The 24,983-nt window shown below is 35.9% G+C and carries 18 protein-coding genes; 13 read left to right on the top strand and 5 right to left on the bottom strand.

Features of this window, described 5'->3' with window-relative positions; all coding sequences use genetic code 11:
• Positions 1-43: 43 nt before the first annotated feature.
• From fabG to SB679_RS07345, 3 genes are all read right to left on the bottom strand, one after another.
• A complete protein-coding gene (fabG, locus tag SB679_RS07355; protein ID WP_410701615.1) occupies positions 44-787 on the bottom strand; it encodes a 3-oxoacyl-[acyl-carrier-protein] reductase in 744 nt (247 codons plus the stop codon).
• 364 nt (positions 788-1,151) lie between these two features.
• Positions 1,152-1,826: a 16S rRNA (cytidine(1402)-2'-O)-methyltransferase gene (rsmI, locus tag SB679_RS07350; protein WP_410701614.1), complete on the bottom strand. Its 675-nt coding sequence runs from the start codon at positions 1,824-1,826 to the stop codon at positions 1,152-1,154.
• A 2-nt stretch (positions 1,827-1,828) separates the two neighbouring features.
• The gene (locus SB679_RS07345; protein WP_410701613.1) at positions 1,829-3,379 is read right to left on the bottom strand and encodes a hypothetical protein; all 1,551 of its coding nucleotides are present in this window, start codon (positions 3,377-3,379) and stop codon (positions 1,829-1,831) included.
• 60 nt (positions 3,380-3,439) lie between these two features.
• Here SB679_RS07345 and SB679_RS07340 point away from each other — a divergent pair, with 60 nt between their 5' ends.
• The 6 genes from SB679_RS07340 to SB679_RS07315 all read left to right on the top strand — a co-directional run bounded on the left by SB679_RS07340 (position 3,440) and on the right by SB679_RS07315 (position 12,320).
• Complete coding sequence (locus tag SB679_RS07340; protein ID WP_317740379.1) at positions 3,440-4,030, top strand: thymidine kinase; 591 nt, start codon at positions 3,440-3,442, stop codon at positions 4,028-4,030.
• A gap of 261 nt (positions 4,031-4,291) precedes the next feature.
• Positions 4,292-6,739 carry a bifunctional UDP-N-acetylmuramoyl-tripeptide:D-alanyl-D-alanine ligase/alanine racemase gene (locus SB679_RS07335; protein ID WP_410701612.1) on the top strand — a complete coding sequence of 816 codons (2,448 nt, stop codon included), beginning with the start codon at positions 4,292-4,294 and terminating at the stop codon, positions 6,737-6,739.
• Positions 6,740-6,742: 3 nt separating this feature from the next.
• Positions 6,743-8,899: a patatin-like phospholipase family protein gene (locus SB679_RS07330; RefSeq protein ID WP_410701611.1), complete on the top strand. Its 2,157-nt coding sequence runs from the start codon at positions 6,743-6,745 to the stop codon at positions 8,897-8,899.
• Between the two features lie 4 nt (positions 8,900-8,903).
• Positions 8,904-9,314, top strand: coding sequence for an rRNA maturation RNase YbeY (ybeY, locus tag SB679_RS07325; RefSeq protein WP_410701610.1), 411 nt, complete (start codon positions 8,904-8,906; stop codon positions 9,312-9,314).
• A 206-nt stretch (positions 9,315-9,520) separates the two neighbouring features.
• On the top strand, positions 9,521-11,383 hold the full coding sequence (gene mnmG / locus SB679_RS07320; RefSeq protein WP_410701609.1) for a tRNA uridine-5-carboxymethylaminomethyl(34) synthesis enzyme MnmG: 1,863 nt from the start codon (positions 9,521-9,523) through the stop codon (positions 11,381-11,383).
• 115 nt (positions 11,384-11,498) lie between these two features.
• Complete coding sequence (locus SB679_RS07315) at positions 11,499-12,320, top strand: class I SAM-dependent methyltransferase (RefSeq protein WP_410701608.1); 822 nt, start codon at positions 11,499-11,501, stop codon at positions 12,318-12,320.
• Positions 12,321-12,903: 583 nt separating this feature from the next.
• Here SB679_RS07315 and SB679_RS07310 read toward each other — a convergent pair.
• Positions 12,904-14,094 (bottom strand): phosphoglycerate kinase, encoded by a 1,191-nt coding sequence (locus SB679_RS07310; RefSeq protein ID WP_410701607.1) that lies wholly within the window; start codon positions 14,092-14,094, stop codon positions 12,904-12,906.
• A gap of 555 nt (positions 14,095-14,649) precedes the next feature.
• Between SB679_RS07310 and rpiB the strand changes: the two genes are divergently transcribed.
• The 7 genes from rpiB to tsaB all read left to right on the top strand — a co-directional run bounded on the left by rpiB (position 14,650) and on the right by tsaB (position 22,314).
• Positions 14,650-15,084 (top strand): ribose 5-phosphate isomerase B, encoded by a 435-nt coding sequence (gene rpiB, locus SB679_RS07305; RefSeq protein WP_410701606.1) that lies wholly within the window; start codon positions 14,650-14,652, stop codon positions 15,082-15,084.
• A gap of 545 nt (positions 15,085-15,629) precedes the next feature.
• Positions 15,630-17,783 carry a ribonuclease R gene (gene rnr / locus SB679_RS07300; RefSeq protein ID WP_410701605.1) on the top strand — a complete coding sequence of 718 codons (2,154 nt, stop codon included), beginning with the start codon at positions 15,630-15,632 and terminating at the stop codon, positions 17,781-17,783.
• 151 nt (positions 17,784-17,934) lie between these two features.
• Entirely contained in the window at positions 17,935-18,621 is a 687-nt protein-coding gene (locus SB679_RS07295) for a LysE family translocator (protein WP_410701604.1), read from the top strand.
• Positions 18,622-18,628: 7 nt separating this feature from the next.
• Entirely contained in the window at positions 18,629-19,567 is a 939-nt protein-coding gene (locus tag SB679_RS07290; RefSeq protein WP_410701603.1) for an LD-carboxypeptidase, read from the top strand.
• A gap of 21 nt (positions 19,568-19,588) precedes the next feature.
• The gene (locus SB679_RS07285) at positions 19,589-19,960 is read left to right on the top strand and encodes a YraN family protein (protein WP_410701602.1); all 372 of its coding nucleotides are present in this window, start codon (positions 19,589-19,591) and stop codon (positions 19,958-19,960) included.
• Positions 19,961-20,799: 839 nt separating this feature from the next.
• Positions 20,800-21,549 (top strand): SDR family NAD(P)-dependent oxidoreductase, encoded by a 750-nt coding sequence (locus SB679_RS07280; RefSeq protein WP_410701697.1) that lies wholly within the window; start codon positions 20,800-20,802, stop codon positions 21,547-21,549.
• A gap of 84 nt (positions 21,550-21,633) precedes the next feature.
• The gene (gene tsaB, locus SB679_RS07275; RefSeq protein ID WP_410701601.1) at positions 21,634-22,314 is read left to right on the top strand and encodes a tRNA (adenosine(37)-N6)-threonylcarbamoyltransferase complex dimerization subunit type 1 TsaB; all 681 of its coding nucleotides are present in this window, start codon (positions 21,634-21,636) and stop codon (positions 22,312-22,314) included.
• A 17-nt stretch (positions 22,315-22,331) separates the two neighbouring features.
• Here tsaB and SB679_RS07270 read toward each other — a convergent pair whose 3' ends face one another.
• Positions 22,332-24,908 carry a tetratricopeptide repeat protein gene (locus tag SB679_RS07270; RefSeq protein ID WP_410701600.1) on the bottom strand — a complete coding sequence of 859 codons (2,577 nt, stop codon included), beginning with the start codon at positions 24,906-24,908 and terminating at the stop codon, positions 22,332-22,334.
• Positions 24,909-24,983 lie beyond the last annotated feature (75 nt).

The following is a 24,983-nucleotide window of genomic DNA, read 5'->3' as shown; positions in this document are numbered from 1 at the left end:
GCCATATCAGTGATATGGCTTTCTTTATATATTGTATTGTATTTTATGTAAGCATTGCGCCGTCAACATTCAAGGTCTGACCTGAAATGTAAGCCGCCATATCGCTTCCTAAAAAGACGCAGGCATTCGCAACATCTAGTGTATTTCCTAATCTCTTCATTGGAATACTGTCTCTCCATTCCTGAATTCTTTTTTCTTCTAACACAGAAGTCATTTCTGTTTCAATAAATCCCGGAGCAATTGCGTTGCATCGGATATTTCTTGAACCTAATTCAAGTGCAACAGATTTTGAGAAACCGATAACCCCTGCTTTAGAAGCTGCATAATTGGCCTGTCCTGCATTTCCACTTATCCCAACTACAGAAGTCATATTGATAATAGAACCGGATTTTGCCTTCATCATCGGCTTAATAACTGCTTTTGTAAGATTAAATACTGAATCTAAGTTAATACTCATTACAGCATCCCAATCTTCTTTTGACATTCTCAATAGCAGATTATCTCTTGTAATTCCTGCATTATTAACTAAAATATCGATTTGCCCAAACTCAGTCATTACATCATCCACTAATTTTTGAGCTGCATCATAGTCTGATGCGTCAGATTGGTAACCTTTAATTTGAGTTACAGAACTTAAAGCTGCTTCTAATTCTTTAGCTTTGTCTACAGATCCGGCATAGGTAAATGCTACTTTTGCACCATGCTGCACAAAAACTTCAGCAATCGCTTTTCCGATACCTCTTGTAGCTCCGGTAATTAGTGCTACTTTTCCTTCTAATAGTTTCATATTTCTTGACAATTATTTTCTTATAACTAACTAGCCCTTTAAAAGTTGGCTCATATAACGTGTTCAATTGTATCAAAATTAAACAGTCCGCAAAGATATTATAATTTGTTATTCAAAGTATTTTAAATCATCAAATTACTTAATTTTTTTGTCTGTTTTTTATCATATCTGCTACTGGGAAGCACCCTTATTTCTAAATTTAGTGAAATAAATATACTCAAATTTCTTTTCTTCTTCTATTTTAAGAGATCCTTTTCTATCTAATAATCATTCCGTACCCATCTGAATATAACCTTACATCCTTCCCTATCTTCTTTGATAAAAGGATCTTTGTGTATTAGTTGGCCATGTTTTCAACTCAGTCTTAAATAGAATTGTTTACAATAAGAACAATCTCTCCTTTTAAAGTTTTACTTTTAGAAAATTCAATTAATTCAATGATTGTTCCGCGTTTAGTTTCTTCGAATTTTTTTGATATTTCACGGCTTAAGCTCGCTTTCGTGTGTTCGCCGAAAAATTCTTTAATCTGTTCCAGCGTCGTATTGATTTTATGAGGACTTTCATACAGAACAATAGTTTTCTTTTCTTCTGCAAGCTGCTTAAGTTTCGTCTGTCTCCCTTTTTTCTGAGGTAAAAAACCGGCAAATAAGAATTCATTGTTCGGCAATCCTGACACCACCAGAGCAGGCACAAAAGCTGTAGCACCCGGCAGGCAGATCATTTCAATATCATTATCCGAACCTGCTTTCGAAAGCAGATAGCCGGGATCTGAAATTCCCGGAGTTCCCGCGTCTGTAATAATAGCAACATTCTGCCCGCTTTTAAGGTCAGTAATCACCTTTTCCGTAGTCTGGTGCTCATTATGCAGGTGGTAAGATTTTAAAGGTTTAGAGATCTCGTAATGCTTCAAAAGGATTCCGGAGGTTCTCGTGTCTTCACATAAAATATAATCAACTTCCTTCAGTACGTTTACCGCTCTGAAAGTCATATCCTGCAAGTTCCCTACCGGTGTAGGGACAAAATAAAGTATTCCGCTCAAAATTATAAAAATTTATTTTCTACCAATACCCAGAGCCTCTGGGCATATTCATCCACTTTATTCCATTTTCTGTCGTAATAAAGGTCACTAAGATATTCTTTCGCGTCTTTCAGCGTTTTGAATTGATTTAAATAGTCTATAGTATCGTTAAGGTCTGTCTGGCTTCCGTTAAAAAGCATTTTTGTAAAAGCAATTCTGTCATTTAAATCCAGTTTAAATTCAGGTTTTTGCTTTTCAGCTTCCATAAAACCTGTAGGAATATTTGTTTTCAGAATACCTCCTGCATCTTCTTTCGAAGCAGGCTTTGCCCTTTCCTGTGGAGTTCCCCTGTCTAAAGGATCATCATCAAAAAGAGTTTGAACCGCCTTAAGACCTTTAATATTTGCCAGTTTTATCTTTCTTTCCATATGATATTCGTCCAGGTTTTCAAAGCTTTCATCAGAAGCATGCCTCTCGTTTTCATTTTCGGAATGAGGTTTGTCGATTTCAACTATTTTTCTTCGGTCAGTAGGTTCAGCTAATGGTACTTCTTCCTCTTTTTCCTGCGGAGAAGAATCGTGCTTAATCTCTGCAAGAATATGTTCAACATTGGAAGTATCAGTAGCCATTTCCCCCTGCTCGATCGTCATGTTTGGAGTAATGAACTGCTCTTCATTTTCTTCAACCAAAATCTCATCTTCTTCAAAAGAATCCGTATCAAAAATACTTGGTATTCTTTCTGATGGCTCTGATTTTTGGTGAACTGCTATTTTTTCATCATGCTCTTTAGCTTCGGGTTCAAAGCTTTTCTGAATGGTTTCTTCTTCTTCAAAATCCTTTAGATTATTTCCCTGATCATCAGAAATTTCATTTTCAAACTCATCAATTTCATTCAACTGATTGTTAAAGATTACTTCCTCTTCAGATAAAGTATGCCTGAAAATTCCTTCATTAAAATCGTCCTCACTTTCAGGTTCAGCATTCGCCAGAATTCTTTCTTCATCTACAAAGCTTAAAACAGGGATTTGATCCTCTGAAGCTTCATCATCAGCCATTTGATTGATCTGGTTGTTGAAAACAGCTTCCTCTGTCGTTTGATCATACGCTGATTTCTCCTGTACGGTTCCAGGTTGTTCTATTTCTTCCGCGAAGCTCACGATATTTTCGTGAAATTCATTTTCTACAATTTCATTCAGCTGGTTATTAAAAACCACCTCTTCTTCCATTGTACTACTAAATTCTTCCTGAATTCCCTCCGAATTTTCATCAATTTCATTGAATTCATTATTGAAAATGGCTTCCTCTTCTGTTACCTCATGGCTGGACTCATTGGCTTCATTTCCACTGTTGGAAGAAACATAAACCTGGTTTTCTGAGGTTTTTCCCTGTGGATCCTGTATGAAATATTCAATATTTTTTTCTAATAATCTTAAGAAAGAAATCCTGTTAGCAAGCTCATCCACGAGATCCTGCTTGGAAAGTAATTCGTCAACATTATTTATTTTATCCAGAATATCAATGATATTTTTGGATTCGAAAAAAATCTTTTCCTTTAAATCTTGGATGTTCTGCATATAATAATCTTGTTAAAATTGCTTACTTTTGATGTTAAAAATATACGGCTAATTTAACAAATGTTTTTAGAAAATACAATTAATCATTCCAAACAAAGTGGTTGGATGGAAGTTATTTGTGGCTCTATGTTTTCTGGAAAAACCGAAGAGTTGATCCGAAGATTACGCAGAGCAGAAATGGCAGGACAGAATGTAGAAATTTTTAAACCCAGATTGGATACACGGTATTCCGATGGAGATGTAGTTTCGCATAATCAGAATAAGATACGCAGTACAGCAGTAGACAATCCCAACGAAATTCTTTTGCTGGCTTCCAACTGTGATGTAGTGGGAATTGACGAAGCGCAGTTTTTCGATGAAAGCATCGTGGATATTGCCAATCAGCTGGCAAATAGCGGAGTAAGAGTCGTAATTGCAGGGTTGGATATGGACTTTTTAGGAAGGCCGTTTGGTCCTATGCCCAATTTGATGGCTACTGCAGAATATGTAACGAAAGTGCATGCGATCTGCAAAAGAACGGGTAATCTTGCCAACTATTCTTTGAGAACTTCCGCAGGAAATGATCTTGTTGAATTAGGTGAAACGGAAAGCTATGAAGCAGTAAGCCGCCGCGTGTTTATTGATGAAGTACTTTCTAAAAAGAGAAAATAAAATCATACCTTAGACTAAGATTAAAATCAATCACCAGGACGTAAAATAACTTAAAATAACTCATACCAATTAATTTATCCTGTTTATGTCCTGATGATCAACCAAAATAAACAATAAAGCTAATATTTTAAATAAGCTGATCTTCTAAAATCAATTTCGCAAAAAGGTTAATCTTTTATTTTTTCCATACTGTAAATGAATTTTACTATTTGCGACTTTATCCTTTACATTTTAGAGAATAAGTAAGGCTGAAAAGGAATTATGAATTATACAGTACAGGAAATTGCAGGAATTACCAATGCACAGGTTATTGGAAACAAAGATATAGTGATCAAAAATATAGCTTTTGACAGCAGGATCATTTATTCTACAAAAAATACTGCATTTATTGCCATCAATACTCCTAAAAACTCAGGAGAGAAGTTTATTGAATCTGCTATTGACAGAGGCATCAATGTGATTATATCCGAGCATCAGCATCCGCAATTTGAAAATATCACCTGGATTATTGTAGAAAATTCTATTGAGTTCCTTCAAAAATTAGCCAAATATCATTTTGAACATTCTCATTTACAATCTATAGGAATTACCGGAAGCAACGGAAAAACGATTTTGAAAGAATGGTTGTATCAATGCCTGTGGAATGAATTTCCAACAGTAAAAAGCCCTAAAAGTTTCAACTCGCAGATCGGTCTTCCCCTATCACTGCTTCAGATTAATGACAGTCATAAGCTGGGAATTTTCGAAGTGGGAATTTCCAATCCCCATGAAATGGAAAAGCTGGAAAATATATTCCATCCTGAAATCGGACTTCTTACCCATATCGGAACGGCACATGCTGCCAACTTTCAATCTGAGGAAGAATTAATAGATGAAAAAATTAGACTTTTTAAAGATTCAAAAGTCATCATATACAATGGAGATCATCCTTTGGTTGATCAAAAAATAAAGGAATTATATTCAAGTAAAAAATTAATTTCCTATGGTTTTAAAGATGGCAATCAGGTCTTTATTAAAAATAATATTTCCAGAGAAGAAAACATTGTTGTAACATATGGTAATGAAGAAATCAGTTTTCCTGTACACCAAAGGGACGAAGCCACTTTAACGAATGCTTTAGCCCTGATTACAGTATTAAAGGAGCTAGGTATCGAAAATGAAAAGATCATAGAAAAAATCAATGCTTTAAAGGCCGTTGAAATGCGTCTTGAAGCGATTGAAGGAATTAAAGGCAATATCATCATCAATGATTCTTTTAATCTGGATCTCGATTCTCTAAAAACAGCCTTACAGTTTTTAAATGAATACAATAAATCTCAAAAATCTTTAGTATTAACGGACATTGTAGGGGTAAATTCTAATTCCCAGGAATTGTATGAGGAAGTTTCAGAATTGGTTAACGAACAGAAATTTGATACCGTATTCCTGATAGGCGACGAAATTACCAAATTTGAAGAGCTTTTTAAAGCTACAACTTTTACTTTCATTAACACTCAGGAACTTATTGAAAGCAGACGTCTTACAGAAATAAACAATCAAATCATCCTTCTGAAAGGAGCGCGAAAATTTGAGATTGAAAAACTGAAAGATATCCTTGAACTCAGAAAGCACGACACGGTGCTGGAAATTAACCTGAATGCCATTCTTCACAACATAAATTACCATAAATCTTTGCTGAAACCCACTACCAAAATGATGGCGATGGTTAAAGCAAATGCTTATGGATTAGGCAGTTACGAAATTTCTGAATTTTTACAGCATCATCATATTGATTATCTGGGAGTTGCCTATGCCGATGAAGGGGTAGAACTTCGCAAAAAAGGAATTACCACTCCTATCGTAGTTATGAACCCTGAGCAGCATAGCTATAAAACTATTATTGAATATAATTTAGAGCCGGAACTTTACAGCTTCAGAGTATTGGAACTTTTTTATGAAGCAGTACAAAAATCAGGATATGATAAAAAATATCCTATCCATATTAAGCTTGAGACCGGAATGCACCGTCTTGGGTTTAAAGGCTCTGAACTTGATGAGCTCAGCGAAAATCTTCAACATAAAAATCTTAAGGTTCAGAGCATCCTCAGTCATTTATCATCTTCCGATATGCCGGAAGAGAAAGATTTTACGCTGCAACAACTGACTATTTTTGATAAAAACTCCAATTATCTGGTGGGCAAGTTGGGATACCGACCTATTCTTCATATTTTAAATTCTTCAGGAATAACAAGCTATACAGACCATCAGCATGATATGGTGAGAATCGGTATCGGAATGATTGGAGAATCACCAAATAGTGAAATACAGAAGCAGCTTCGGTCTGTTGTAAGCTTTAAAACCGTAATTTCACAGATCTCTTCGGTAGAAAACGGAGAATCAGTAGGCTACAGCAGAAAATTTAAAGCAGATCATACAACAAAAATAGCAACGATCCCTGTTGGATATGCTGATGGTATTCCAAGGTTAATAGGAAACCAGATAGGAAGCCTCGGCGTGAATAAAAATCTTGCGCCTATTGTCGGAAACATATGTATGGATATGATGATGATTAATGTGGATCATATTGCCAATGTAAAGGAAGGTGACACCGTAGTTATATTTAACGCTCACCCAAGTCTGAAAGAATTTGCATCCTACTGCAAAACGATTACCTACGAAGTACTAACATCCATTTCCCCCAGGGTGAAAAGGATTTATATAAAAGATTAACTTATGAGAAAACTCCTGATTCTTTTATTTATGTTCCCCTTACTTTTGATTCAGTCACAAGTAAAAAAGGATTTAATCATCCCAAAAAATCCCAGAATAGGACTTTCACTTGCGGGTGGTGGAGCCAAAGGTTTTTCTCACGTTGGGGTACTTAAAATACTAGATTCATTGGGAGTGAAGGTAGATTATATTGCCGGAACCAGTATGGGGGCTATTGTCGGTGGATTATATGCTTCCGGATATTCAGGAAAGGAAATAGAAAAGATCGTAATGGATACCGATTTCTATTCTCTGATTATGGATCCCAAATCCAGGCAGGAAAGTACTTTTTTTAATAAGTCTGTCGATAAATATCTCTTGTCTATTCCTCTTAAAAATGGAAAGATCACTCTACCCTCTTCAATAAGCACCGGCCAAAAAAATGTGTACTTACTGAAAGAGCTTTTCAAGAATGTATCTAGTATCGATGACTTTTCAAAACTGCCGATTCCTTTCATGTGCGTTGCCACCAATCTTGAGAGCGGCAATATGGAAATTTTTGAAAAAGGAGATCTTGTACAGTCCATTATGGCGAGTTCCGCATTTCCTTCTCTGATGGATCCCGTAAAAATCGGCGACAGCATTTATATAGACGGAGCCATGTCGGTAAACTATCCATCAAAACCGTTAAAGGACAAAGGAATTGATATCGTTATCGGAGTAGATCTTAATCAGGATCTTTCCAAAAGAGAAGATCTAAATAATATCATCGCCATTCTGAACCAGGTGATTGATTTCGGCATTAAAAAAGATACAAGAAAACAATACAAATACACGGATATCAATATTAAGCCTAATCTGAAAGGCATGACTGCTACCAGCTACGACGAAAAGAAAAAAATACTGGACAGCGGCTATGCGGAAGGCAAGAAATATACTGCCGTACTCGATCAGCTTCCAAAACGTTCTTTTGACCGTCTCAGACAAAGCGTTAATCCAATCTATTCTAATGTATATAAGATTGACAGCGTTTCCATAGACGGAGGCAAAATATACGGCAAAAACTATGTCCTAGGGAAAATGGGACTTCGTCTTCCCTCTATGCAGACCTATGGAAGTATCAACAAAAAAATAGACAAGCTTATTGCCACCAATAACTACCGATTCATCAATTACGATATCGTCACAGAAAACAATGCGAACTATCTCAAACTATATGTAACCGAAGATGACACCCGTCACTTTTTAAAATTCGGGTTGCATTACGATGAAGTATTCAAGACCGGGCTTTTGCTGAATTATTCTGCAAAACGTCTTTTATTTAAAAATTCAAATCTCTCTTTAGATGTAGTCGTTGGAGATAAACCCAGATATTATCTAAACTATTTTATCGATAATGGTTATATTCCTGGATTTGGTATCTATTCTTCAGGAATGAGTTTCGATCTGAAGAATGTAGACAATAACAGTATTGACAAATGGGAATGGTTTAGAAATGAAATGTACATCCAATCTGTATGGAAAGATAAATTCGCTCTGGGAGGCGGAATAAGCCACGATGTTTTCCAGGCTGAGATCAATGGTGACAACAGGAGATCAAGTCGTTTTTTGAACCCTTATGTGTTCTTAAAAAGCGATACTCAGAACGATAAAGACTTCCCATCAAGAGGAATCTATCTTGCAGCGGAAGGTAAAGTAATCGACCTGTTGAAATCAGAGGTGGATAAAAGAATTGTTCAGGTAAAAGCAGACATCAGAATCAATGTTCCTATTTCAAAACAATTCTCGTACCGCCTTAATTTATATGGCGGAATTACTATCGGTGAATATCTTCCGGAATTTTACCAGTTCAGGTTAGGAGGAATATTTGAGCAGAATATGATTAACTTCAAAAGTTTCGGAGGCTTTTACTTCGCACAGCTTAACACCAACAATGTGGTACTCGCTTCCAATGATCTTCAGTTTAAATTCAATAAAAACTATTTCATAAGCGGAAACTTTACCTTTGCCAATCTTTCAGAAGATATTAATTTTAAAGATGCAGCAAAAGTAAATTATAGCTCTATCGGGCTTATGGCAGGTTATAAATCTCCTTTCGGGCAGATCAAGATCAACTTTAGTCACTCACTTAAAAACAATCAAAAAGGCATATTCAGTGTTATTTTAGGACACTGGTTTTAAAACAATGATACAATTTTTTTACGAAAACCTACCGGAATCTGTATCGGCAGATTACAAGAAATGGCTGGAAGATATTATTCTTTCAGAAGAAAAGAAACTAGGAGAAATCAATTATATTTTCTGCGATGATGAATATTTGCTTAAGATCAATCAGGACTATTTACAGCATGATTATTATACAGATATCATCACTTTCGATTATGTAAAAGGCAAAACAATAAGCGGAGAGATTTTCGTATCTTTGCAGCGCATTTCAGACAACGCTTCTACCCTATCCAAAAATTATGAAGAAGAGCTGCGCAGAGTTTTAGCACATGGCATCCTTCATCTTTCAGGGTACAAGGATAAAAGCGAAGAAGAAGAAAAAGAGATGCGAAGAAAAGAAGATTTTTATTTAGATCAATTTGATAATTAAAAGAATAAGAAATTTCGCAGTTTATAATGCCTAAATACCTTAATCTTTTAATAGAAACGGCTCCTCTGTAATATGCATTACATAAAAGGATATTACAAAGGAAACAATACAAGACTAAATGTAAAATTTACATTGTATTCAAATAATGTTTCACGTGAAACATTTATGAAAAAGATTAAAAAAATAAGGCTTAAAATAAAGCAATAATGATTTCAGAAATATATGATGTAATAGTAGTAGGTGCTGGTCACGCCGGATGTGAAGCCGCCGCTGCCGCTGCCAACTTAGGCTCAAAAACGCTACTCGTTACAATGAATATGCAGACCATCGGACAGATGAGTTGCAACCCTGCGATGGGAGGTATTGCAAAAGGACAAATTGTAAGAGAAATAGATGCAATGGGAGGTTACTCCGGAATCATTGCAGACAAATCCGCCATTCAGTTCAAAATGCTTAACCTTTCAAAAGGTCCTGCAATGTGGTCTCCAAGAACACAAAATGACAGAATGCTTTTTGCAGAAGAATGGCGAATGGCGTTAGAAAATACACCCAATCTTGATTTCTTTCAGGATATGGTTAAACAGCTTATTATAGAAAATGGTAAAGCAGTGGGTGTAATCACTTCTCTCGGAATTGAAATAAAAGCAAAATCTATTGTACTAACCAATGGTACATTTCTTAACGGTTTGATCCACGTTGGAGACAAACAATTAGGAGGTGGAAGAATGGGAGAACCAAGAGCATTCGGAATTACAGAACAACTTGTTTCTTTAGGTTTCGAAGCAGGAAGAATGAAAACCGGTACTCCACCGAGAGTAGACGGAAGAAGTTTAGATTATTCTAAAATGGAAGAACAAAAAGGAGATGAAAACCCTCAAAAATTCAGCTATTTAGATACCCCTAAATTAACCAAACAATTAAGCTGTCACATTGTATATACCAATGAAACAGTACATGATATTTTACGTGAAGGTTTCGACAGAAGCCCAATGTTCAATGGTACTATTCAGAGCTTAGGACCAAGATACTGCCCTAGTATTGAAGACAAAATCAACCGTTTTGCAGAACGTACAAGACATCAGCTTTTCGTAGAACCTGAAGGATGGAGAACAGTAGAAATATATGTAAACGGTTTCAGTTCTTCTCTACCGGAAGATGTACAGCTTAAAGCAATGAAGCATATCCCAGGATTTGAAAACGTGAAAGTATTCCGTCCCGGCTATGCTATTGAATATGACTACTTCCCCCCTACCCAACTCAAGCATACCTTAGAAACAAAATTAATCGAGAACCTATATTTTGCGGGACAGATTAACGGAACTACAGGATATGAAGAGGCAGCGGGACAAGGCCTAATGGCTGGGATTAACGCCCACAATAAAGTACACGAGAAAGAAGAATTCATCCTCAACAGAGATGAAGCATATATAGGTGTATTAATTGATGATCTTATTACAAAAGGAACTGAAGAACCATACAGAATGTTTACTTCACGTGCCGAATACAGACTCTTATTAAGACAAGATAACGCCGATATCCGATTAACAGAGAAGGCTTACAAATTAGGATTAGCCAAAGAAGAAAGATTAGTAAATGTAGAGGCTAAAGTAACTCAAAGTCAGGAACTTGAAAGCTTTCTTCGAGAATTTTCTTTAAAGCCTGGAATGATTAATCCTATTCTAGAAAGCATAGACAGTAATCCGGTAGATCAGGCGTACAGAGCCGCTCAGATCTTAACCAGACCTAATATGACACTGGAAAAACTGGAAGATGTTGAAAGCATTAAAGAATTTACTTCCCAATTTAAGGACGAAGTAAGAGAACAGGCGCAGATCAATATTAAATATAAAGGATATATAGAGAAGGAAAAAGAGAATGTTGCTAAGCTTACCCGTTTAGAAAATATTAAAATTCCAGAAGATTTTGATTACACCAACCTATCCAGTCTATCTACAGAAGCAAAACAGAAGATGTCTAAAGTAAGACCTAAGACGATTGCCCAGGCTGGAAGAATCAGTGGGGTTTCTCCTTCCGACATGAACGTTTTACTAGTCTATTTAGGACGTTAAAAACAAAATGTTTCACGTGAAACATTTATAAAATAAGATCGAAAATTAAGGTATTTATGAGTCTGTACAAGCTTTCATAAATATCTTAATTTTTACTATAAAATAAGACAATTAAATGAAAATAAAAGATCATTTTCTTACACAAGAAGTATTTGAAATTAAAGAAACGGATACAAAAGGAGTTTTCAAGACCTCCCCTATTCCATCCAATATTTCCAAATATTATGAAAGTGAAGACTACATTTCCCATCATCAGGATTCCGGAAGCTTAAAAGAAAAGCTATATAAATTCTTACAGTCTTTTAATCTTCAGTATAAGAAAACAATCCTTATTGACAGAATAAAAAAAGGATCGAAAGTTCTGGATTATGGTTGTGGAGCTGGTGAATTTGTGAAATATATTGAAAATGATTTCGATACTTTCGGATTTGAACCCGACGCAGATGCAAGAAAAGCAGCAACAAGTAAGATTATAAAAGCAAAAATAATCGATAATATTCAAAACATCAAAGATCGAAGCCTGGACGCTATTACCTTATGGCATGTTTTCGAACATATAGAAAACCAGGATGAAATACTTGAGATCTTTAATAAAAAATTAAAAGAAAAAGGATTACTCATTATTGCAGTTCCCAACCCTAATTCGTATGATGCAAAACATTATAAAGAATATTGGGCAGCCTATGATGTACCAAGACACATCTATCATTTTTCAAAAAATGGAATGGAAAATCTCATTTCTAAAAAACCCAACTGGAAAATGAGAAAGATCAAACCTTTGATCCTCGACTCATATTATATCTCCATGTTGAGCGAAAAATACAAAAAATCACCTCTTTTTTGGCTAAAAGCAACTGTTCACGGAACGATTTCTAACATAAAAGCACTTTTTTCCAACGAATTTTCAAGTTTGATATACATTATCGAAAAAAGATAAAAAATCGGTTTTTAAGCCATTTATGAAGGTCGGTTTTGACCAATTTTGCTCTAAAAATTAAAAAACTCTGGAAAATCTCAGAGTTTTTCTTTTTTCTAAGAAGTAAAAAATTAATTTTAAAAATGGAAAGAAGGCATTTCTGAAAAAGTGAAATCATAATTCACTCAAATAAAACCTATTATACCTTTTCTCATAAAATAAAATACATCTCCCCTACTCTATTGATTTTTTTCTATGATGTGAAAAAATGAGACTGGAGTAAAAATAACGAATTTGATTTCTATAGAAATTATCAGAAAAAACTTAATCTCCATTTTTATGCAAAATTTTCCAAATATTATTTCTTAGAAAAAAATATTCCTTGACAAGGATATATTTCCCGGAGGCTATGATTCGACATAGTTTATTAGAATATAAAAATTAATAAACCTGTCCTAAAGTTCTGTTTTCAATTTTTAACAACTTCCTTCTTCAAACTTCATTATAAAAAAGTTTTATTCAGAATTCAGGCTAAAAATTACAGACATAAAAAAATCTGCTGAAATTAACTTCAGCAGACTTCAAAAATATTTTTAGTAAAATTTTACTTGTTGATGGCAGCAACTCCGGGAAGTTCCAATCCTTCCAGACTTTCAAGCATCGCTCCACCTCCTGTAGAAACATAACTTACTTTGTCTGCATATCCGAACTGTTTAACAAAAGCCACACTGTCTCCTCCTCCTACTAAAGAGAAAGCTCCCAATTTTGTAGCTTCGGCAATACTTTCTCCAAGAGCAATAGTTCCTCCTGCAAAGTTGGACATTTCAAAAACTCCAATTGGCCCGTTCCATAAAATCGTTCTTGAATTTAAAAGAACATCATTAAACTGATCTCTCGATTTTGGTCCCGCATCCAGTCCCATCCATCCTTCCGGAATTTCATAGATGTCTGCTTCTTTTCTTTCGGCATCATTACTGAAACTTTCAGCAATCAAAGTATCCGAAGGAAGATAAACTTTTACCTTATGTTCTTTTGCTTTTCCTAAAATTTCAAGAGCCAATGGAAGTTTGTCTTCCTCTACTAAAGAGTTTCCAACTTTTCCACCCAATGCTTTGATAAAAGTAAAAGCCATCCCTCCGCCGATAATCAAATTATCTACAGCCGGAAGAACATTCTCTATAACGGTTATCTTAGTTGATACTTTAGATCCACCCAAAATTGCCGTTACCGGACGTTCACCATTTTTCAAAACTCTGTCAATCGCTTCAAGTTCTTTTGCCATTAATAGACCGAAGAATTTAGTTGAACTAAAAAAGTCGGCGATTACAGCGGTAGAAGCATGAGCTCTGTGAGCAGTTCCAAAAGCATCGTTCACATAAGCATCTCCCAATTGAGAAAGCTGTTCAGCAAATCCTTTGTCTCCTTTCTCTTCTTCATTATGAAAACGCAGATTCTCTAATAAAAGAATTTCTCCGGGTTTCAAATCAGCTGCAGCCTGAATAGCTTTGTCTCCTATAGACTCATCTACAAATTTTACCTGCTGGCCAAGAACATTAGATACTTCATCAAGGATATGTTTAAGAGAAAATTCGTCTTTTACTTCCCCTTTTGGTCTTCCCAGGTGCGTCATTAAAATCACAGAGCCTCCATCGCCAAGAATTTTATCTACTGTAGGTCTTACGGCAGCAATTCTGGTATTGTCTGTTACTTTAAGCTGATCATCCTGCGGAACATTGAAATCTACTCTTACAAGAGCCTTCTTATCTTTAAAATTGAAATCATTGATTGTTTTCATAAATATCGTAGAATTTTCGTTTCACAAATGTAAGATTTTAAAAATTTGGAACAGATTGAAAGAAATAAAAGTTTTCAAAAACTTCCCACAAGCCCAACAATCACTAATCAACATTATCTTTCTCTTTATAAAAAAAGAATACTGTTGTATGTTGTTGAGTGTTGTTAGTTTCGGGGATAACTTTCATCTAAAAACTTGATAACATTAAATTTTCATCTAATTCATATTTAATTAACAATATAATTTACTGAAAATCTGGTTTTTCACCTACTTACTAACAAATGTGAGTAACTTTTGCACAATTTGATTGTTGATGACTGATTTATGGAAAAGATAAGGATTACTCTGAAAAAAGTTTTTGAAAGTTGTGGAGTAAAAATTAGGAGGCTGCTTTCAATACTCATTTTCGACGGATTATGAAACAATAAGTTGTTAGAAGTTTTCCACAGTTATTCACAAAGCTATTAACAATTTACCCCCGAAAGACTAACAGTGTTTGTTATAATTACTAACTTTGTAAGGAAATAAATCTTTAATAGACGTAATACAAGCATTATGAAAAGAAAAATTGCTATCGCTGCAGACCATGCAGGGTATGAATATAAAGAGATTGTTAAGAACTTTTTCTCTGAACAGTTTGATATTCAGGATTTTGGAACGTTTTCCACAGACAGTGTGGATTATCCTGACTTTGTACACCCCGCTGCAACGTCAGTAGAGAATGGAGAGAATGAATTGGGAATATTGATCTGTGGAAGCGGAAACGGCGTACAGATTACAGCGAACAAGCATCAGCAGATTCGTTGTGCTCTTTGCTGGATGCCGGAGATTGCATCGCTGGCAAGACAGCATAATGATGCGAATATGATATCCATTCCTGCCCGCTTTGTTTCAAAAGAAGTAGCTATTGATATTGTGAAAAAATTCCTTTCAACCGACTTTGAAGGTGGCCGTCATCAGAACAGAGTAGATAAAATTGCTTATTGCTAGATATACTGAAGCTCCGACTTATATGTCGTATATGTCGGAGCTTTTTATTATTGTTATAGATATGGTTGTATGAGGTCTTACGACCGCTATAAAGACCCCATCATTCGTCGGAAGAGCCGATGCGGTGTTTTACAAGTATATTCTGTAAATAATTGATGCAGATGAGCCCTACTTTAATGTGGTAAAAGCAATTTAACAAAAGGTATAAAGCATTGAAAATCAAATCCTATTATTGATATTAAAAATAATTCTTATCTTTGCACCGTAAAATACATACAGGTTCTATCATTCTCTCTCAACCTTATTTAGTATTTAATAGATATTTAATAGAAGGTTTTCTCCCCTCTTCTCCATAATTGTATTAAATTTATACGAAACTAAAACTCCCATTGTGAAAAATTGGAAGCAAAGTTGATGTATTAGAATTAAAGATAAAGTAGCATTATACAACTAAAAACTTAGATTAATAATATTAACTAATTTTTTAGTTTTTAAATAGGTTCGCCCATGGCGGAGTGCAACCGAGAATAAAAAATAAATTAAACATGCCAAAAAAAAGAAAATATATAAGTCAAAAGAACGATCATAAATTAATGGAGATCGGAAGACTGATCGTACGTTTTATGAACGAAAACTCGACGAAGATCTATAACTATAAACAAATTTCAGACGGGATAGAATATAAAAATCCCAGACAACGTGAACTCGTTGTTCAGGCATTACATAAACTTCAGGCTTCTGAAAAAATATCAGAAGTTGAAAAAGGGAAATATATTGTGAACTTAAAAGTTGAGGGAACATTAACCGGAGTGATCGATTTTAACCAGTCAGGAAATGCTTACGTGAAAGTAGAAGGAATCGCTGATGATATCTTTGTTCATTCCAAGAATGTGAAAGATGCATTGCAAGGTGATAAAGTTCTCATTGTAACGTACAATTTCAAAGGAAAAAAACTGGAAGGCTCCGTGGTGGAAGTATTGGAAAGAACAAGAACTGAATTTGTAGGAACTTTTCAGGTAGTGCCTCATAAAGATTTCGGGTTTGTTGTGTGTGATAAAAAATCTATTAATACAGATATTTTTATTCCAAAAACAAAATTCAACAATGCGGAAAACGGGAATAAAGTGGTCGTGAAAATGACAGGCTGGAAACCGGGAGATAAAAATCCTGAAGGAGAAATCATTCAGGTTTTAGGAGCTCCCGGAGAACATGAAACTGAAATCCACTCTATCCTTGCCGAATATGGCCTTCCGTATGAATTTCCTGAGGAAGTGGAAAGAGATGCAGATAAGATCGACAGAAGAATTACGGACGAAGAGGTGGCAAAACGCAGAGATATGCGTGGTATCTGTACCTTTACCATTGACCCTAAAGATGCAAAGGATTTCGATGATGCCCTATCCATTCAGAAACTAGAAAACGGAAACTGGGAAATTGGAGTGCATATTGCCGATGTTTCTCATTATGTGGTTCCGGGAACAATGCTGGACGATGAAGCTTATGAAAGAGCTACTTCAGTATATCTGGTAGACAGGGTTGTCCCAATGCTGCCGGAAGTATTAAGTAATGATGTATGTTCACTGCGTCCAAATGAAGATAAATTCACTTTTTCTGCTGTTTTTGAAATGAATGATAACGCTGAAGTGGAGAAACAATGGTTTGGAAGAACTGTGATTCACTCAGACAGAAGATTCTCTTATGAAGAAGCGCAGGAAAGAATTGAAACAAAGGAAGGAGATCTTACAGAGGAAATTTTAACGTTAGACAGACTGGCGAAAATTATGCGTCAGGAAAGGATTAATAACGGAGCAATTACTTTTGACAGAAGTGAAGTAAGATTCAATCTTAATGAAGATAATCAGCCTATTGGAGTTTACTTTAAAGTAAGCAAAGATTCTAACCATCTGATTGAAGAATTCATGTTGCTGGCTAATAAAAAAGTGTCGGAATTTGTTTCTTTAGCAAAAAAAGGATCTCCTACTAATAATACCTTTATATATAGAGTCCACGACGATCCGGATCTGGCTAAATTGGAAGCTTTAAGGGATTTTGTATCTACTTTCGGATATAAAATGGACCTTGCGAACACCAAAAAAGTCGCTGAATCTTTAAATAACCTTCTTCATGATGTAAAAGGAAAAGGCGAGGAAAATATGATCGAAACGCTTGCTATGCGAAGTATGAGCAAAGCTGTCTATTCTACAGAACCGATTGGTCACTATGGACTGGGATTCGACTACTATTCTCACTTTACCTCTCCTATCCGTCGTTACCCGGATTTACTTGCTCACAGGTTGTTACAGCATTATCTGGACGGTGGAAAATCGCCTAGCAGAGAAGAACTGGAAACTAAAGCTAAACACTGCAGTGCAAGAGAAAGGCTGGCAGCGGATGCAGAAAGAGATTCTATCAAGTTTATGCAGGTGAAATTCATGGAAAAACACCTTGGTGAAACGTTCACAGGCGTAATTTCAGGAGTTGCTGAGTTTGGTTTCTGGGTAGAAATCCCTGAAAACGGCGCGGAAGGATTAATCAAACTGAGAGATCTAGTAGATGATTCTTATACGTATGAGAAAGCTACCCATGCTGTGTATGGTTCCAGAACAGGAAAGAAATACCAGCTGGGAGATCAGGTTCAGATCAAAGTGGTGAAAGCCAATTTAATTCAAAAGCAATTAGATTTTAAAATTGTTGATTAACTAAAACGTAAATAAATATAATTAAAGACTGCAATTACTGCAGTCTTTTTTTTGATTATACCCCGAATTGACCTTTAAAAATCTAAAAAACATCTATTTTATCTGCAAATAGAAATATAATTTTTAAATTTGGGATAGAAACAAATATTGAATGTTTGAACTCGTACTTTCTGCTATTATTTTAGGCTTTATGTTAAGCTTGGTCTTTATAGGACCTATATTCTTCTTATTAATTGAAACCAGCTTCTCAAGAGGTCCTAAACATGCTTTAGCTTTAGATGTAGGGGTCATTACCGCTGATTTATTATGTATCATAGCCGCCTATTATGCGAGCGCTGATCTGGTAAATCTCATTGATAAACATCCTGGCTTTTACAGGATTACTTCCATCCTTATCTTTGTCTATGGAATTGTTATGATGGTTACAAAAACCAAAATGCATATGCCCGGTGAAGAAAAGATGATTGGACAAAATTATTTTAAAACTTTTATCAATGGTTTTTTCTTTAATATTTTAAATGTCGGAGTTATCCTTTTTTGGCTGGTCACGGTAATTTCTGTGAGAAACCAGTATCCGGGTACCGATAATTTCATTCTGTATATCGGGTTGGTAATCTGTACCTATTTGGGAATTGATCTGTTAAAAATCTTCCTTGCCAAACAATTTCACTACAAGCTTACTCAGAAATTAGCCAATCAGATTCGAAGAGTTGTTGGAGTAATTCTTATTATATTCAGCTTTTTTATCTTCCTGCAGAGTTTTAAAAAATTCAATCAGTTTGATAAAAAATTAGAAGAAGCAGAAAAGAAAGAAGTAAAATATCAAAAGACACATTAAAGGCACAATGAAAAAAAATATCTTTCCAAAATCCCTTAAAAAAGGAGATAAAATAGCAGTCATCTCCCCTGCCGGTTCAGTAGAAAATTCCCAGCTGGAGAAAGGAATTGAAATGATCAAAGCCAGAGGCTTTGAACCTGTTTTAGGTGAACATTTATATTCTAAATTTTCCAACGGATACAATTATGCCGGGACTGAAGCGGAAAGGATACAGGATATAAACTGGGCCTTAAATGACAGTGAAATTGCTGCCGTTTGGGCTTCCAGAGGCGGTTACGGCTGTCAGCATCTGATTCAGCATTTATCCTTAAAAGGCTTTACAAAATACCCGAAATGGTATATTGGTTATTCTGATAATACAGTGATCCAAAGTTACCTTCTGAAAAAAGGGTTTGTTTCCATTCATGGACAGACCATCAAGACATCCAGTTTTGGAGTGACGGAAGAAGGTTATGATGGTATTTTTGATATTCTAAAAGGGAAAGTTCCAGGTTATAGCCTACTATCCCATCAATTTAATAAAAAAGGCTCTGTTGAAGGCGAATTAGTCGGAGGAAATCTGGCACTGATTTACGCCCTTCTGGGAACTCAATATTCTTTTGATTTTAAGGATAAAATTTTATTTATTGAAGACATCGGAGAAAATTTCTATGCCCTGGATCGAATGATTATGAGTTTGGAATTAGCCGGAGTTTTCCATAAAATTTCAGGATTGATTGTCGGTGGAATGACGAATATGGGTGATGAAAAGGAGAATAAGCAATACGAAGAAAGTTTCGATGAATTTGCCTACCAGCTCATTTCTGAAAGAATTTCCAGGTGCACCTTTCCTACTGCATTTGGATTCCCCAATGGACATATTAAGGATAACAGACCCTTGATCGTTGGAGGAAATGTAAAGATGAAAGTCGGAACAAATGTTAAAATTGAGTTTCTAAAATCCTAGATAATCTTTAATCAAGAATCAATGGCTACCCATAATGATTTCGGGAAAAAAGCAGAAGATCTCGCTGTAGAATATTTGCAGAAAAAGGGCTACAAAATCCTGACGAGAAATTTCAGGTTTCTGAAGGCTGAAATCGATATTATTGCTGAGAAAGATGATCTTATTATCATCACAGAAGTGAAGGCAAGGTCTACAGATATTTTCTTGCTGCCGCAGGAATCTGTCACTAAAAATAAGATCAGACTGATTGTTTCTGCTGCCAACCATTATCTGGAAGAATTCAGTAAAGATGCCGAAGTAAGGTTTGATATCATTTCCGTTCTCCCTGATGAAAAAGGGAAATTAACAATTGAACATATTATTGACGCCTTTGAAGCGATTGATGCTAACTGATCATGCAGAAAATAGACTGGAATATCCTCTACACTCTCCTGCTGGACGTCATTAAAAACTATCCGTTAAAAATAGTTGCCTATACTGCCATCTGTCTTTTTATAGGGCTGGCATTCTCAATAACTAAAATTTTAGTTTTTAAAAGATGTAATGTCATTTCCCGCCAGTATAGACACTATAACTTTTTCGTTAAACTTTATATTCCTGCTGTTTTCATCATCACGATGATCTTCTCTCTAAAGATCGGATTGTTTTGGGGAGTTTATGAGGCAGTAAAGAAAGACAGCTACCCTATTTCCAAACAGGTTTACCAGACAAGTTCCTATTATATATTTAAAGATGATACTTCCAAAGCAGTATTTATTTCCGATCTGAAATCTATCGTTTCAGAATTAAGCAGTGATAACGCCAAGGCTAAAGTGGAAATCGTTGACATCGTAAAAGCTTATGACCTGAAATATAAAGCAGTTAACAGCCCTAAAAATTGGCTTGCCAAAATGTTTGTGGACAGATATGGAGATAAGATTCATACCTTGGTCATATATGGAATGTTGAATGCAATTCCAGGGACTCATGTTTCAGAAAGCATTTCTTACCATGAATTTGATACACTTGCAGGTGAACTTACCAGGTTGGATGTTGAGCATATGGAACATTCTATTATTGAGAAAATCCAGCATCTGTTTCTCTATATTTTAAAATCACAATTTAGGACGCTCATCAAAGTGTCTCTCATCATCTGGGTACTGCTGATGTTAATTCCGTGGGTGGAATTTGGAATATATACTTATATGATGAAAAAAAAGAAATCTGGTATAAACAAATATAAAAAGATAAAAATGAAAACAATACTCATCACCGGAGCGACTTCCGGAATAGGAAAATCCACTGCAGAGCTATTGGCCAAACAGGGAAACAGAATGATCATTTGCGGAAGAAGAACGGAAGCACTGGAATCATTACAATCTGAACTTTCTCAATATACCGAAATGTTTAGTTTAAAATTTGATATCAGTATACTTAAAGAAGTAGAGGAAGCAATAAGCTCTCTTCCGGAAGAATGGAGAAATATAGATGTATTAATCAATAATGCCGGAAATGCCCATGGTTTAGATCCGCTTTCTGCAGGTAAAACAGAAGACTGGGATTCTATGATTGACGGAAATGTGAAAGGGCTTTTATACGTCTCCAAAATGATCATTCCCGGAATGAAAGAAAGAAACTCCGGACACATTGTGAATATCAGTTCTGTAGCGGCCAGACAAACTTACGCGAATGGAGTAGTGTACTGTGCTACCAAAAAAGCGGTAGATGTAATCTCAGATGGAATGCGCCTGGAGCTTACAGAATTTGGAATAAAAGTAACCAATATCCAGCCCGGTGCAGTAGAAACAGATTTTTCCTTGGTAAGATTCAAAGGAAACAGCGAGAAAGCTTCTGCAGTGTATGCAGGATATGCAGCTTTAAAAGCTGAAGATATCGCAGATGCCATTGCCTATTGCGTTAATGCGCCTAAACACGTCATGGTGTCAGATATGACGATCTATCCAAGTGCTCAGAGTGAGCCGAGAACAATTTACAGGAAGTAGTATAGAAATAAAGCCATAAATTTGCAGGAAAGATCTGCGGTAGGGTAGAAGTGGCATACCGCGTCATTAAAATGTGATATCAAAATGAAAATTTTATATATTGAAACCTCTTCAAAAAACTGTTCAGTAGCTATTTCTGATGATGAAAATCTGCTGTGCGTTTGCGAAGAAGTATCTGAAAATTACAAGCAGTCTGAAAGTCTTCATTCTTTTGTAGAATGGGCGTTGGAAGGCGCCGGGATTTCGATCAAGGAAATCGAGGCTGTTTCCCTGGGAAAAGGACCCGGATCTTATACCGGATTAAGAATCGGTGCATCTTCTGCTAAAGGGTTCTGCTATGGGCTTAAAGTTCCATTAGTAGCGATTAATTCCATGGAGAGTATGATAGAGCCCTTTTTAGGACAGAACTACGATTATATAGTCCCATTAATAGATGCGAGGAGAATGGAGGTCTATACGGCTGTTTATGACGGTGAAACTGGGAAAGAAGTTGTTCCAACCGAAGCCAAAGTTTTGGACGAACATTCTTTTGAAGAATTGAAAGATAAAAAAGTCTTGTTTGTAGGAGATGGAGCCGCTAAAACAAAAGAAATCATCCAGCTTCCCCATGCTGAATACAATGAAAAGATTTATCCTTCAGCACAATACTTAATTAAAAATACGCTCAAGAAGATAGAGGAGAAAGATTTTGAAGATATTGCATATTTCGAACCTTTTTATTTAAAAGATTTCCATGGAGTAAAGAAAAAGAAAAGCGAAGATTAGATCTTCGCTTTTTTATTTTATTGAGGCTTCGCAGGAACCGTTGAAGTAGATTTATTGTCATTGGCCCTTTTCAGCTGTTGCTGCAGCTTATTATTGAGCTTCTGCTGATTGGGACTCATAGGAGGCTGCTGCGGCTGAACATCAGTAGCTGAAGTTCCCGGGTTCTGCAGCATATTGTTTTGATTATTAGGCTGATTAGGGACTCCTGGATTCTGAGGGATACCATTTCCCTTGTTATCCGTAGGCTGAAAGCTCAGATCACTTTTCAGGTAATTCAGCATTTCTTTGGCTTTGACGCCTTCAGGTGTTTTGGCATAATTCAATACCACCTGTTCCAACTGTAGGATCATAACTTCTTTTCCGCTGGCCTTTCCTGCATTAAAGGCATTTAAAAGATATAATTTAGGAACAAGCGCATCCTTAGGATACTTTAGAAGGGCCTGGTCTATAATATCCCGGCTTTCTCCAAACTTCTCAGATTCAAATAAAGCATATGCTTTTTTATATTCGTTTTCTACATCTTCAGAAGATTTCACGAATGAATTGTTCTTCGGATTCCTTGCAAACTCTGCATATGATGTATAAGGATAATCTTTTAATAGAATTTGTTTAGCACGGTCTGATGCCTGAGGAGTTTTCTCATAGTTCATAGAAAAAATCTCATACAAGGCTTGCAGCATTACTTTTTCTTCAGGCTGTGCGTCTACCAGGTCATACAATGTTTTTGTCGCAAGGGGAGTATTCGTAAAATAGTTCTGATACATTACCCCTAGACCTAATGAAGCGGTATCTCTGTCTTTTTTCAATTGAGATAGCTTTGAAGCATCCGTAGGAATCTGCTCAATATAAAATGCAGGTTCAAAACGTCTTGGATTAGGCGCTGAAGTTACTCCCAATGCCTCGTTCTTCATATCTTCAATAGAACTCATCTTTTTTGAAGAACGCCAGTTATCGGCAAGAGCTCTGTCGCCCCAGGTCTGCTTAAATGATGATGTTCCTTTGCTTACTGTACCGGTATTGTTGAAATAAAAACCTTTAGTTGTTACCCCAAAATCCTCGAAAGCATTTGTATTGTTGGCAAACATCGAATTGGCATTATAATCTCCCGTATCAAAGCCTTTGCTTCTTTCAGCACGTCTTCTCTCGATTTCTTCTTTCTCTTCTTTCACCTTCAGTTTTGCAATGTGTTTTGCAAAAAAATCATTCTTTTGGGCATCGCTCATTTTAGCCAGAGAAAGAATACTGTCGTTCTTTTTGATCAGATAATAATTTTTGGAAATCTTCTTAATGTTCCCGGACTGATCCTGTAAAAGAACTTTAGAAGGCTCATAAGTCATAACGGCAAGAGCAGAATCATAATAGCTTCCAGCTCCGATATAGTCGTTTCTTTCCAGATAATCTTTTCCGATTTCATAATAGGCAAGACCACGAACCTGAGGATCAGAAACCTTTTCAAATAAAGACTTTCTGAAAAACTGCTGAGCTTCTTCTTTCTTCCCTGATTTATTGGCCATTAAGCCTAATGCATAATAGAATTCATTTTTTCTGGATGCATACGTTCCTTTCTTACTTATTCCTTCAAGGTAATTTTTAGCTCCCGCATAATCACCTTTCCCATTATAGGTTTTGGCAATTGCAATTTGGGATTTTACTTCAAATTCAAAATCATTGGCATATTTGTAGGCAGCCATAAAGCTTTCTCTTGCTTTCTCATTTTGTCCAAGATTCTCGAGAACCTGTCCTTTCAGATAAGCAATTCTGCTTTTTAATTTCCTGTTGGAATTCAGCTCAAACGCTCTGTCAAGTTCTTTTGCCGCTTCTTCCTTTTTACCGGCATCCAAAAGAGATTCAGAATAATAAATGCTTAGCAGTTTTGCATAGTTTTTATTGATATCCTCACCTTTTAGCTTAGCAAAAGCCTCATGAGCTTTATGATAATCTTTAAGCTGATCATAGGCCAGACCTTGATAAATCCTTGCCAGTGGAAGCCTTTTATCATCTTTCATGTGAGTGAAAACATAATTCAGACCATCTAATGCTTCCAGGGATTTGTTCTGGTAAATTCTGGATTGTACAAGAATCATGTAGGCTTCAAAGATCTGTTTATTTTTTTCTTCACCGCCTTTAATAACAGAATATTTATTGATGGCTTTTAAAGCCTTAGCTTCAGCAATTTCTAAAGTGGTTGCCCCTTTACTTTGATTGGCATCATCAGGCATTCCCGGTACTCCGCCACCCTGATTTCCCGGCATTCCCGGAGGCATCCCAGGATTGGTTCTTCCCGATGAAGGTCCTCTGCTTACTTCCGCCATTTTCATTGAGTTCTCTGCAAAGGTTGGAGACTGGCCCAGATCGCTTCCCAAAGGCTGATCTTCATAGGTAAGAATAGGAATATATGGAGCATAAAAATTATCCTTATGTCCTTTATCTCTGCTCGTAAACTCACTGTTCAATGCGTCTTTTGCATTAAATAGGGTATTGTAGTATGTGGAAAATCCTTTCATGAACTTTGATCGTTGTTCCGGCTTTTTGGGCTTCGTTGTACAGGAAACAATGATACATGCTGCTAAAAGGAATAAAATATTCTTTTTCATTATTCAATATAACTCGCTAATATACTTTTTATTATAAAGCTGTTTGATGATTTTGTAAAAATAATAAAATTTTAT

Source organism: Chryseobacterium sp. SIMBA_029 (assembly GCF_046535275.1).
Taxonomy (GTDB): domain Bacteria; phylum Bacteroidota; class Bacteroidia; order Flavobacteriales; family Weeksellaceae; genus Chryseobacterium.
Note: the sequence above shows the minus strand (reverse complement) of the source record. Positions and strands in the feature narration are given on the sequence as shown.

What these genes read in the sequence shown, in the direction of transcription:
- fabG (WP_410701615.1), bottom strand. Translation starts at nt 787, where the DNA reads ATGAAACTATTAGAAGGAAAAGTAGCACTAATTACCGGAGCTACAAGA.
- SB679_RS07345 (WP_410701613.1), bottom strand. Translation starts at nt 3,379, where the DNA reads ATGCAGAACATCCAAGATTTAAAGGAAAAGATTTTTTTCGAATCCAAA.
- SB679_RS07340 (WP_317740379.1), top strand. Translation starts at nt 3,440, where the DNA reads ATGTTTTTAGAAAATACAATTAATCATTCCAAACAAAGTGGTTGGATG.
- SB679_RS07335 (WP_410701612.1), top strand. Translation starts at nt 4,292, where the DNA reads ATGAATTATACAGTACAGGAAATTGCAGGAATTACCAATGCACAGGTT.
- SB679_RS07330 (WP_410701611.1), top strand. Translation starts at nt 6,743, where the DNA reads ATGAGAAAACTCCTGATTCTTTTATTTATGTTCCCCTTACTTTTGATT.
- ybeY (WP_410701610.1), top strand. Translation starts at nt 8,904, where the DNA reads ATGATACAATTTTTTTACGAAAACCTACCGGAATCTGTATCGGCAGAT.
- mnmG (WP_410701609.1), top strand. Translation starts at nt 9,521, where the DNA reads ATGATTTCAGAAATATATGATGTAATAGTAGTAGGTGCTGGTCACGCC.
- SB679_RS07315 (WP_410701608.1), top strand. Translation starts at nt 11,499, where the DNA reads ATGAAAATAAAAGATCATTTTCTTACACAAGAAGTATTTGAAATTAAA.
- SB679_RS07310 (WP_410701607.1), bottom strand. Translation starts at nt 14,094, where the DNA reads ATGAAAACAATCAATGATTTCAATTTTAAAGATAAGAAGGCTCTTGTA.
- rpiB (WP_410701606.1), top strand. Translation starts at nt 14,650, where the DNA reads ATGAAAAGAAAAATTGCTATCGCTGCAGACCATGCAGGGTATGAATAT.
- rnr (WP_410701605.1), top strand. Translation starts at nt 15,630, where the DNA reads ATGCCAAAAAAAAGAAAATATATAAGTCAAAAGAACGATCATAAATTA.
- SB679_RS07295 (WP_410701604.1), top strand. Translation starts at nt 17,935, where the DNA reads ATGTTTGAACTCGTACTTTCTGCTATTATTTTAGGCTTTATGTTAAGC.
- SB679_RS07290 (WP_410701603.1), top strand. Translation starts at nt 18,629, where the DNA reads ATGAAAAAAAATATCTTTCCAAAATCCCTTAAAAAAGGAGATAAAATA.
- SB679_RS07285 (WP_410701602.1), top strand. Translation starts at nt 19,589, where the DNA reads ATGGCTACCCATAATGATTTCGGGAAAAAAGCAGAAGATCTCGCTGTA.
- SB679_RS07280 (WP_410701697.1), top strand. Translation starts at nt 20,800, where the DNA reads ATGAAAACAATACTCATCACCGGAGCGACTTCCGGAATAGGAAAATCC.
- tsaB (WP_410701601.1), top strand. Translation starts at nt 21,634, where the DNA reads ATGAAAATTTTATATATTGAAACCTCTTCAAAAAACTGTTCAGTAGCT.
- SB679_RS07270 (WP_410701600.1), bottom strand. Translation starts at nt 24,908, where the DNA reads ATGAAAAAGAATATTTTATTCCTTTTAGCAGCATGTATCATTGTTTCC.